Raw genomic sequence first — 9,373 nt, 5'->3', positions numbered from 1 at the left:
GTGCCGTTCTCCCCGAAACACAAAGGCACGTTGGGCGTGGACTATAAGCCGGGCAACTGGACCTTCAACCTGAACAGCGATTTCCAGTCCAGCCAGTTTGCGGATAACGCCAACACCGTGAAAGAGAGCGCCGATGGCAGTACCGGTCGTATCCCTGGCTTTATGCTCTGGGGCGCACGCGTAGCTTATGATTTTGGTCCGCAAATGGCAGACCTGAACCTGGCGTTCGGCGTGAAGAATATCTTCGACCAGGCGTATTTCACCCGCTCCTACGACGACAACAATAAAGGCATCTACGCAGGCCAGCCGCGCACGCTGTATATGCAGGGGTCGTTGAAGTTCTAAATCCCGTTGACCCGGCCTGCATGCTGTTTTTGTCGGCCGGGTCAACGACGCGCCACTCGACACAGGCCATTCACATGTTCACATCATTACGCACGCTATTCGCCGCTCTGCTGCTGCTCACCGGCCATGCTTTTGCCGCCACGGTTCATGACGAACATGGCACCTTTACGCTTGATAAAACACCACAACGGATCGTGGTGCTGGAACTGTCGTTCGCGGACGCACTGGCAGCCGTCGATGTTAGTCCGGTCGGCATTGCCGACGATAACGATGCCACGCGCATTCTCCCAGAAGTTCGCACCCATCTTAAATCCTGGCAGTCTGTCGGCACGCGCGCGCAGCCGAGTTTAGAAGCCATCAGCGCGCTGAAACCGGATCTGATCATTGCCGACAGCAGCCGTCATGCGGGTATCTACAGCGCCTTGCAGCAAATCGCACCGGTGCTGTTGCTTAAGTCCCGCAATGAAACCTACGCTGAAAATCTGCAATCTGCGGCCATCATCGGCGAAGTTGTGGGCAAAAAGACACAGATGCAGTCACGTCTGGCGCAACACCAACAACAGATGTCAGCGTGGGCAAGCCAGTTGCCGAAAGGCACGCTGGTGTTATTTGGTACTTCCCGGGAGCAGCAGTTTAACCTTCACACGCAGGAGACCTATACCGGGAGCGTATTGACCGCGCTGGGGCTGACGGTGCCGGCGGCAATATCCGGTGCGTCTATGCCGTCTATCGGCCTGGAGCAGTTGCTGGCACTCAATCCTGCATGGCTACTGGTCGCCCACTACCGCCAAGAGAGCATCGTCAAACGCTGGCAGCAGGACCCGCTGTGGCAGATGTTAACTGCGGTGCAAAAACAGCAGACGGCGTCGGTCGACAGTAACGCCTGGGCGCGGATGCGCGGTATTTTCGCGGCCGAACGCATTGCCAGTGACACGGTAAAAATCTTCCATCACCAGCCTTTATCCGATGTGAAATGACGGTTCTCAGACACCCAGCGCTGCAGTGGGGTCTTCCCCTTGCCGCGCTTATCACTCTCTTTTGGCTGAGTCTGTTTTGCTACTCGGCCATTCCTGTTTCTGGCGTTGACGCTATTCACGCTCTGCTACCGGGCCATACGCCGACGCTTGCACAAGCGCTGGTGCAAAACCTTCGTTTGCCGCGAAGCCTGGTCGCCATTCTGATTGGCGCGAGTCTGGCTCTCGCGGGTACGCTGCTGCAGACCCTGACGCATAATTCAATGGCATCCCCTTCGCTGCTCGGTATTAACAGCGGCGCGGCGCTGGCGATGGCGCTGACCAGCGCGCTCAGCCCCGTGCCCGTTGCGGGTTACTCTATCGCCTTTATCGCCGCCTGCGGCGGCGGCGTAAGCTGGCTGCTGGTGATGACCGCTGGCGGCGGATTTCGCCACAGCCAGGACCGAAACAAATTGATCCTCGCGGGCATCGCGTTCTCGGCGTTTTGCATGGCCCTGACCCGCATCACCCTGCTGCTGACGGAAGATCACGCTTACGGCATTTTATACTGGCTCGCGGGAGGCGTATCCCACGCACGCTGGCAGGAGTTCTGGCAGCTTTTCCCGATGGTGGCGGTTGCCCTGCCGGTGGTGTTGCTGCTGGCTAATCAACTGAACCTGCTTAACGTCAGTGACAGCACTGCCCGCACGCTGGGGGTGAATCTGCCAAAGCTACGTTTGATCATCAATATTCTGGTGCTGCTTCTGGTCGGTGCCTGCGTCAGCGTGGCTGGCCCGGTTGCGTTTATCGGCCTGCTGATGCCGCATCTGGCTCGCTTCTGGGTGGGATTCGATCAGCGCAAGGTTTTACCGATGAGCATGCTTTTGGGCGCTACGCTGCTGCTGCTGGCAGATCTTCTGGCCCGAGCGATGGCTTTTCCTGGCGAATTGCCTGCCGGGGCAGTAGTGGCGCTGATTGGTGCGCCCTGCTTTGTCTGGCTGGTCAGGAGGCGTGGATGAAAATTGCGTTAGTCATTTTCATCGCCCTCGCATTGACGGGATTTTCGGTTCTGTCTCTGCAAATGGGGGTGATCGCCGTTCCCTGGCGCGCCCTGCTGACCGACTGGCACACCGGGCGCGAGTATCATTACGTATTAACGGCGTACCGCCTGCCGCGATTGCTGCTGGCGCTGCTGGTCGGCGCAGCCCTCGCGGTGGCAGGCGTTCTGGTACAAGGGATCGTGCGTAACCCTCTGGCATCGCCGGATATTCTCGGCGTAAATCATGCCGCAAGCCTGGCCTCTGTGGGCGCGCTGTTGCTCTTGCCGTCACTACCGGTAATTGCCCTGCCGCTGCTGGCCTTTGCCGGTGGCATGGCAGGCTTGATTCTGCTGAAAATGCTGGCGAACACCAGCCAGCCGATGAAGCTCGCGCTCACGGGTGTCGCGCTTTCTGCCTGCTGGGCCAGCCTGACGGATTACCTGATGCTTTCGCGCCCACAGGATGTCAACAGCGCCCTGCTGTGGCTGACCGGCAGCTTATGGGGACGTGACTGGAGTTTTGTGAAGATTGCAGCCCCGCTGCTGATGTTATTTCTGCCGCTGAGCCTACGTTTTTGCCGCGATCTCGACCTCCTGGCATTGGGCGATGCGCGTGCCACCACGCTTGGGGTATCGGTGCCGCGTATACGGTTCCAGGCTTTGCTACTGGCGGTCGCCATGACGTCAACCGGCGTGGCCGTCTGCGGCCCAATTAGCTTTATTGGACTCGTAGTACCGCATATGGTGCGCACCATTACCGGTGGACGTCACCGCTGGCTGCTGCCCGTTTCGGCCATGACGGGGGCATTGCTGCTGGTGGCGGCCGACCTGCTGGCGCGAATTATTAATCCCCCGCTGGAGCTTCCGGCTGGCGTGCTGACCGCCATTATCGGTGCGCCGTGGTTTGTCTGGCTGCTTGTGAGAATGCGATAAATGACATTACGAACTGAAAATCTGACGGTTTGTTACGGGACAAACACGGTGCTTGACGGCGTATCGCTCGCGCTGCCAGCAGGAAAGACAACCGCCCTGCTCGGCCCTAACGGCTGCGGGAAATCGACGTTGCTAAACTGTTTTTCACGGCTGTTAACGCCGCAGTCCGGACGTGTGTTTCTCGGCGATAACCCCATCGACACGCTCTCCTCGCGGCAGTTGGCCCGCAGGCTAGCGCTGCTGCCGCAACACCATTTAACGCCTGAGGGGATCACCGTCCAGGAGCTGGTTTCGTACGGCCGCAACCCGTGGTTATCCCTCTGGGGACGTCTTTCCGTTGAAGACAATGCGCGGGTGAATGACGCGATGAGCCAGACCCGAATCCAACATCTTGCCGACCGGCGGTTAACCGATCTTTCCGGCGGTCAGCGCCAGCGCGCATTTCTGTCGATGGTCCTGGCGCAGGATACCCCCGTGGTCCTACTCGATGAACCAACCACCTATCTCGACATCAATCACCAGGTGGAATTGATGCGGCTGATGGGCGAACTCCAGGCCCAGGGGAAAACGGTCGTCGCCGTGCTGCACGACCTTAATCAGGCCAGCCGGTACTGCGACCATCTGGTGGTCATGGAGAACGGACGGGTTATGGCACAAGGCACGCCGAAAGAGGTCATGACCCCTGGGTTGCTAAGAAGCGTGTTCAGCGTGGAAACGGAGATACACCCTGAGCCGATATCTGGCAGGCCGATGTGTGTGGTGAAGTAGCCTGGCCGAGCGCAGCGACACCGGGACTGGCTACTCACAAACATGCCAGAATGATTTTTAGCGTAATGAATATGTGCATATTTTCCCTGCAAAACAGCCTCATAACTGATACACTGGATATAATCACAGTGCAAGGGGCAAATAATGGCCGTTGAAACAAAATTTGTTGTTGTAAGAAAAGGTGAAGAGAAAATGACATTTGCCAGTAAGAAAGAGGCTGACGCTTACGACAGACTACTCGACATGGCAGAAGCGTTCACCGACCTGCTGTTACAGAGCGGAAAGCCGATGGATGAAACGCTGGCTGAGGATCTTGGGCTGTATCTCGCCGAGCAGAAAATGGCCGTGCAGCACATTCTGCGTACCAGCAAACTCCCTGAACCCGGTACCCCAGCAGAAACCGATACCGCAGAGTCAGATACCGCTAGCAGCAAAAAAATCAGAGCGGTTAAAGCCGCTTAAATACCCGTCTGCTGTATCTCTGATCCTGAAGCCGTAAGCAGAAAACTGCTTACGGCTTTTTTTGAGTGCATGGCCCGGCCGCTGTCACAGCGTGGAAGGGTTCCGCTTATCATGCTGGACAGAACGTTTAGCCAGTTTCTTTTGCATCATCACCACAATAATGGGAAACCCTGATGCAGAAATGGCACACACCACCAGCAACAGCGTCATATTCTGTAGTGCCATATCATGAGCGGGTAATAGCAAAGCGGACAGGAAAAATGCAACGGTGGTAATCAGGTACATTATCGACGTCTGCAAGGAAGAAAATCCCGCTCGTTGGCTGTTATCCGGAAACTGAATTGACACCGCCGAAGATGAAACCAGACGACTATAAGATGCAGCGAGAAATAACGTCATAAATATCGCCGCGTGTGGATAGCCGAAGAGCGGTATTAACAAACTCAGTATAAAGACGAGAGTTGACCCTATTGCCAGTGCCAGCGCTGAAAAGTGAGTGGTGAATATACCGGTTATTTTCGTCGCTAAAAATCCTGCCACGCCTCCACCAAAGAACAGCCAGGGGAGCATATCCCGATCCGCGCCCAACTGAAGAGTCATTAAAGGGACCAGAACAGGAATAATCAACATAGGACTAAACTGAACGAGCGCATTGCTGGAGGCGAACAGCAACGTATCCGCATCGAGTGGCAGCGTATAGGACGTATCAGAAGGAACGGTATCCGGTGGTATAACGGAAATAATCAGTGGCAATGCCAGCAAACACAGTGTGCTGATTAACCATAACGATACATGCCAGCCATAGTGAGTAGACAAAAATAATATCGCGGGCATTCCGACAATGCTTACCATCGAAAATGACGCAATCACCGTCGCCAACATTTTTCCGCGGAGATCAGCCGGAGCGTTGTTTATCAATATACTCATCCCTACCCCCATTGTCGTGCCGCCAACCAATCCGGCACAGAATCGTAATGTAAGCAGAAGGCTAAAACTGGAGGTAAAGGTCGTCAAAAGCGTCAGCAAGCCTAAGAGCGCCATATTGGTGATTAGAAAACGTTTCTGATTAAAACGACCGATCCAGTAAAAGGCGATAATTCCCGAAATCACGGCGCCGGAGGTGTACATGCCGGAGACATAGCCTGAGTACGACACGGGAACGGTAAAATCTGCCGCCATAAAAGCAAAAATAGGGTTAAACATCATATATTCCAGTGCATTAGTGAACTGGATAAACGCCATGACAATAGCGATTCGCATAAGGGCTTTATGATTAAACGTCGGAGTAACCCGTGGCATAGCACATGTCCTATGAATAAAAGATGTCCCAGTCTAACCGCTATCAATACCGGTAATTAGATGGTAAAAATGGCATTTATTATTATCAAATATGGGATAGTCAATGCGCCCGACGCTGGATTTTAATACCCTGAACGTGTTCATAGCGGTGGTGGAAAGAGAAAGTTTTGTTGGGGCCGCAAAAGTGCTCGACATGCCGACATCGAATGTCAGTCGTTGTATTTCGCAGCTTGAAGACAGATTGAATCTTCAGCTCATTGAGCGTAGCACCCGACATATGAAACTCACTCAGGCCGGGCTCCTGCTCTATACCCGCTCGAAGCCAATACTGGAGGCACTTGAGCAAACGGAAACCGAATTAACGTTACGGCAAATGCAACTGAAGGGCCCATTACGTATCTGTATTCCCACAGAAATAGGGCCTGCATTACTGGGCGCTGCTTTAGCTGATTTCGCCTGCCTTCACCCGGACCTGGAGATAAGCTGCGTCACCAACCTGTCAGGCTTTGAATCGCTGCGAGACGATCTTGATGTGGCGGTTATTGTTAGCCGCGGTCAAATGGATGACAGCGACTACATCGCCCGTCACCTGCTCACGATCCCTTGCACCATCGTCGCGGCGCCTTCCCTTATTCAGCGTTATGGCACCCCTTCGCGAATACAACAATTTGCAGAACTTCCCTGTATTACCACGGTAAGTGCACTCAAAGGTACGCCCTGGCAGTTTATGAATAAAAAAGGGGGATTCGAGACCATCAAAGTTAACGCACATTACCGGGTAAATAGCGGCGAGATGGCCGGGCGAGCGGCACTAGCCGGGGTAGGTTTTGCCATTTTATCGAAACAAGCCTGTCAGCCGTACATTAACGACGGAGGGTTAATCGAGATCGAGTTTGAGCAATCGGCAGCGCCGCTGCAATTATTCGCACTGTATTCAAACAGACGTTACCTACCCGCGAAAACAAGAGCGTTTATTGATTTCATACAGCAGAAATTGAGCACTGTATCTCTGGCGCTATAAGATTATAAGCATCCATGCCTGCAAGCGCCGATCAACGCGTTACCGGGAGAATTTCCGGGAGCCCATAACGCAGAGAATAACGCCAAACGTAATGAACACCATAAGAGGACTCACGGCCTCATGCAGCAAGGCGGCTGATAGGCCCAGCCCGAAGAAAGGCTGAAGGAGTTGTAGCTGACCAACGGCTGCAATCCCGCCCGCTGCAAGCCCCTTGTACCAGAAAATAAAACCAATCAGCATGCTGAACAGCGAAACATAACCCAGTGCGACCCAGGCAGACACGCTGACCCCGGTAAATGTGGCAGGCATTGTTACCAATACAGCGACCAGCATAAATGGCAGTGAGAGAATCAACGCCCAACTGATAACCTGCCATCCCCCCAGCACGCGAGTGAGTTTTGCGCCTTCGGCATAGCCCACACCACAGGCCACCACCGCGGCGAGCATGAGAAGATCGCCCGTTAGTGAGACCTCCGCACTTTGTGAGAGCGCAAATCCCATAACAAGCAGACTGCCAAGTACAGAGAAAACCCAGAAAGCCATTCGGGGACGTTCACCACCGCGCAACACACCAAAAATCGCGGTGCTGAGCGGCAGAAGTCCCAGAAAGACGATGGAGTGAGCTGACGTCACATGCTGCAACGCCATCGCCGTCAGCAGCGGAAAACCAATAATGACGCCCAGGGAGACGACGATAAGCGGCACTATCTGCGAGGCCTGCGGACGTTTCTCACGAAAGCCGTAAATCAGCATCATGGCTAACACCCCGGCAATTGACGCTCTCAGAAACGTCAGAAAAAAGGGATTCATCTCGAGGACGGCAACGCGCGTAGCCGGCAGTGAGCCACTAAAAATGATCACCCCCAGCAGTCCGTTTATCCATCCTGAAGCCAGGCTCGAATCTTTTTTATCTATCGCCGTATTCACCACGGTAACCTCACTTTTTATTTATCGCCCGCAGGCTTTAGCGTCTATGAGGCGGATGGTACGCTCGACGATTCAATACAATCAAATTATTGTCATGGATACATTTGATGAAAGCCCGCTATAAATCCATCGTCGATAGGCTCGCTGATAGCATCCGCAACGGGGAACTCCCCGCCGGAACACGTTTACCGACCCACAGAGCCCTCTCCGCGCAGGAACATATCTCTCTGGCAACGGCGACTCGGGTCTACAGTGAGCTGGAAGCGATGGGTCTGGTCAGCGGTGAAACCGGGAGAGGCACATTTGTCAGGGAAATCGCGTTGCCCCACGGTCACGGGATTGACCAGCATGCGGTGGCAACGGATGTGCTGGACCTGAATTTTAACTATCCCTCGCTCCCTGGACAGGGGGAGAGCCTGCGCGAGGCGCTACGGCAGGTCGCGGCATCCGGGGATATTGAATCTCATCTGCGTTACCAGCCACATGCAGGTCGGATGACGGAAAGGGAAATTTTCGCCGATTATCTTGCGGGTTCTGAATTCCAGCCTGAAGCCGACAATGTGGTGATAGTGAACGGCGCGCAGCATGGGCTGACTATCACGGTGATGGGGCTGCTGCGCCCGGGAGACGTTGTGGCCGTTGATGCCCTCACCTATCCCGGCTTTAAAGTGCTGGCAGAACTGTACCATCTGGAACTGATTGCCATACCCGTTCTGGCTAATGGCCCGGATTTATCCGCCCTCGAAGCGTTATGCCAGAAGCGGCATGTCAGGGCAATTTATACCATGCCGACGCTGCATAATCCCCTTGGCTGGGTGCTCAGCCGTCTTCAGCGAAAAAGAATAGCCGGTATTGCGAGAACCTACGATCTTCTCGTGATTGAGGACACCGCTTATGGCTATCTCGTCCGCAGGCCACCTCCGCCCGTTGCGATTTACGCACCCGAGCGAACGGTGTATATCACCGGGTTCTCAAAGAACGTCGCGACGGGCCTGAGGGTGGGCGTCGTCGTCTGCCCCATTTCGTACCGACCCGCACTGGAGAGAGCCGTCAGGGCGACCACATGGAATACGCCTTCACTCATGACAGCGCTGGTCTGCAACTGGATACTGGACGGCACGGTGGCCCGCTTTGAAACGCTGAAGCGGCGTGACGCGCACCAGCGACAGGCCGTGTTAAAAGCCGCACTAGGCGATATTTCCTGTATTACGCACCCGGACTCCTATTTTGCCTGGATCCCTTTGCCCGACGAAGCAAGAGCAGACCGCATTGCTCAGGCTCTGATGGACGACAATATTTCCGTTTCAACCGCTGAGCCGTTCTGTACTTCACTCGTTGTCCCTCAGGCGCTCCGGGTTGCTCTTGGCTCAATCGCCATGGAAGATTTGCATGCAGCACTGGTTAAAGTTCGGGAGGCCGTTGAGTTCGAACGGTGTCGGTAGTCTGTTATTTTCAGGGCGGGGGGTTGGTTTCCGCTCCAGGCAGGGGTTTAGATCAGTTTGCTTGTCCGCTTTGTGCTGTGAGTTCAACGGGTCGATGCAACGCTATCCTTGATCAAGGGGGGACGTTGCCATGAAACGAAGAACGCGCATTTACTACACGCCAGAACAGAAAGCGATTATCTGG

General features: G+C 54.7%; 10 protein-coding genes. 8 read left to right on the top strand and 2 right to left on the bottom strand.

The features are described from left to right. The 6 genes from RDN66_RS07140 to RDN66_RS07115 all read left to right on the top strand — a co-directional run. A partial coding sequence (locus RDN66_RS07140; protein WP_308537736.1) for a TonB-dependent receptor domain-containing protein occupies positions 1 to 345 on the top strand: 345 nt, incomplete at its 5' end. A 74-nt stretch (positions 346 to 419) separates the two neighbouring features. Continuing rightward, positions 420 to 1,322, top strand: coding sequence for a Fe(3+) dicitrate ABC transporter substrate-binding protein FecB (locus RDN66_RS07135; RefSeq protein WP_202217987.1), 903 nt, complete (start codon positions 420 to 422; stop codon positions 1,320 to 1,322). Further along, positions 1,319 to 2,317 carry an iron-dicitrate ABC transporter permease FecC gene (gene fecC, locus RDN66_RS07130; RefSeq protein ID WP_121584594.1) on the top strand — a complete coding sequence of 333 codons (999 nt, stop codon included), beginning with the start codon at positions 1,319 to 1,321 and terminating at the stop codon, positions 2,315 to 2,317. Before RDN66_RS07135 ends, fecC begins: the two co-directional genes overlap by 4 nt. Beyond that, positions 2,314 to 3,270, top strand: coding sequence for a Fe(3+) dicitrate ABC transporter permease subunit FecD (gene fecD / locus RDN66_RS07125; protein ID WP_308537735.1), 957 nt, complete (start codon positions 2,314 to 2,316; stop codon positions 3,268 to 3,270). The genes fecC and fecD overlap by 4 nt, the downstream gene beginning before the upstream one ends. Beyond that, positions 3,271 to 4,038, top strand: coding sequence for a Fe(3+) dicitrate ABC transporter ATP-binding protein FecE (gene fecE / locus RDN66_RS07120; protein WP_123651988.1), 768 nt, complete (start codon positions 3,271 to 3,273; stop codon positions 4,036 to 4,038). A 144-nt stretch (positions 4,039 to 4,182) separates the two neighbouring features. Further along, positions 4,183 to 4,500: a YebG family protein gene (locus RDN66_RS07115; protein ID WP_202217984.1), complete on the top strand. Its 318-nt coding sequence runs from the start codon at positions 4,183 to 4,185 to the stop codon at positions 4,498 to 4,500. 84 nt (positions 4,501 to 4,584) lie between these two features. Here RDN66_RS07115 and RDN66_RS07110 read toward each other — a convergent pair whose 3' ends face one another. Beyond that, a complete protein-coding gene (locus RDN66_RS07110) occupies positions 4,585 to 5,799 on the bottom strand; it encodes an MFS transporter (protein ID WP_202217983.1) in 1,215 nt (404 codons plus the stop codon). Between the two features lie 103 nt (positions 5,800 to 5,902). On the opposite strand from RDN66_RS07110, the gene RDN66_RS07105 reads away from it, so the two are divergent. Next, positions 5,903 to 6,820: a LysR family transcriptional regulator gene (locus RDN66_RS07105; protein ID WP_202217982.1), complete on the top strand. Its 918-nt coding sequence runs from the start codon at positions 5,903 to 5,905 to the stop codon at positions 6,818 to 6,820. A gap of 39 nt (positions 6,821 to 6,859) precedes the next feature. On the opposite strand, the gene RDN66_RS07100 is transcribed toward RDN66_RS07105, so the two are convergent. Continuing rightward, complete coding sequence (locus RDN66_RS07100) at positions 6,860 to 7,750, bottom strand: DMT family transporter (protein WP_202217981.1); 891 nt, start codon at positions 7,748 to 7,750, stop codon at positions 6,860 to 6,862. Positions 7,751 to 7,854: 104 nt separating this feature from the next. Here RDN66_RS07100 and RDN66_RS07095 point away from each other — a divergent pair, with 104 nt between their 5' ends. Further along, positions 7,855 to 9,189, top strand: coding sequence for a PLP-dependent aminotransferase family protein (locus RDN66_RS07095; RefSeq protein WP_202217980.1), 1,335 nt, complete (start codon positions 7,855 to 7,857; stop codon positions 9,187 to 9,189). Positions 9,190 to 9,373: the final 184 nt, after the last annotated feature.

Origin of the sequence: uncultured Kluyvera sp. (genome assembly GCF_902485085.1) — a bacterium.
Taxonomy (GTDB): Bacteria; Pseudomonadota; Gammaproteobacteria; order Enterobacterales; family Enterobacteriaceae; genus Kluyvera; species Kluyvera ascorbata.
Note: the sequence above shows the minus strand (reverse complement) of the source record. Positions and strands in the feature narration are given on the sequence as shown.

Excerpts from the sequence above, each read along its gene's own strand:
- RDN66_RS07135 (WP_202217987.1), top strand. The coding sequence starts at position 420 with ATGTTCACATCATTACGCACGCTATTCGCCGCTCTGCTGCTGCTCACC.
- RDN66_RS07105 (WP_202217982.1), top strand. The coding sequence starts at position 5,903 with ATGCGCCCGACGCTGGATTTTAATACCCTGAACGTGTTCATAGCGGTG.
- RDN66_RS07095 (WP_202217980.1), top strand. The coding sequence starts at position 7,855 with ATGAAAGCCCGCTATAAATCCATCGTCGATAGGCTCGCTGATAGCATC.
- RDN66_RS07110 (WP_202217983.1), bottom strand. The coding sequence starts at position 5,799 with ATGCCACGGGTTACTCCGACGTTTAATCATAAAGCCCTTATGCGAATC.
- RDN66_RS07115 (WP_202217984.1), top strand. The coding sequence starts at position 4,183 with ATGGCCGTTGAAACAAAATTTGTTGTTGTAAGAAAAGGTGAAGAGAAA.
- fecD (WP_308537735.1), top strand. The coding sequence starts at position 2,314 with ATGAAAATTGCGTTAGTCATTTTCATCGCCCTCGCATTGACGGGATTT.
- fecE (WP_123651988.1), top strand. The coding sequence starts at position 3,271 with ATGACATTACGAACTGAAAATCTGACGGTTTGTTACGGGACAAACACG.
- fecC (WP_121584594.1), top strand. The coding sequence starts at position 1,319 with ATGACGGTTCTCAGACACCCAGCGCTGCAGTGGGGTCTTCCCCTTGCC.